At 21.5% G+C, this 744-nt stretch carries 1 protein-coding gene; it reads right to left on the reverse strand.

The genetic code is table 4. The annotated features are described in order from the left end of the window. Positions 1-90: 90 nt before the first annotated feature. The coding region (locus C6B38_RS10230; RefSeq protein WP_233485602.1) for a plasmid recombination protein at positions 91-744 on the reverse strand (654 nt) is incomplete at its 5' end.

Raw genomic sequence — 744 nt, forward strand, 5'->3', positions numbered from 1 at the left:
AATGTTAAACAAAAAATAAAAATGATTGGAACAAAACATAAACCAATCAATAAACTTATTTTTTTCTTTTTAATTTTATTTCACATATTTTTATAACTCTCTTTCTAGACTTCTCACCAAATCATATCCTTTTTGCATAATCGGATTGATTTTAAAAACCATTTCATTAAATTCTTGTTCAATTAAACTCATATTTTTAAAATCTGATTCTTTTGCACTAGGAATGGTCGTGATAATTTTGTAATATTTCATTTTTTCTGCTAAATCTAAATATTTAGTTAATTGGTTTATTTCATAATTTGTAAAATTATTTTCATATTTTAAATATTGTTTAATTTCATAAATTAAATCATCATAATCATCACTAATAATTTTAATTTTGCTAAATTCTTTAATATTGTCTTTGCTAGACTTATATTCATCAAATAGATTATTAATTTCATTTTCTAATTTATTTCGTTCAAATTCTTTAACTTCTCGAAAATTCATTGCATTATAACTACCTTTACCTCCAATTTCACCAGGCTCTATTTCATAACCTGCTTTTGTTAAATAATTAGCATGATAATTATTAAATTTTTGTAGTTGTTTTTTACCACCAAAAATACGATTATTACTAATTATGTATCTTTCTTCATTGAGCTTTTTTGAAAAAACTTTACTAATTGGAATAAAACCAAAATGAATATGGGGTGTTCTAATAATTTTAATTTTGCTAAATTCTTTAATATTGTCTTTGCTAGA

The organism is Spiroplasma sp. ChiS (assembly GCF_002968355.1).
GTDB classification, from domain to species: domain Bacteria; phylum Bacillota_I; class Bacilli_A; order Mycoplasmatales; family Mycoplasmataceae; genus Spiroplasma; species Spiroplasma citri.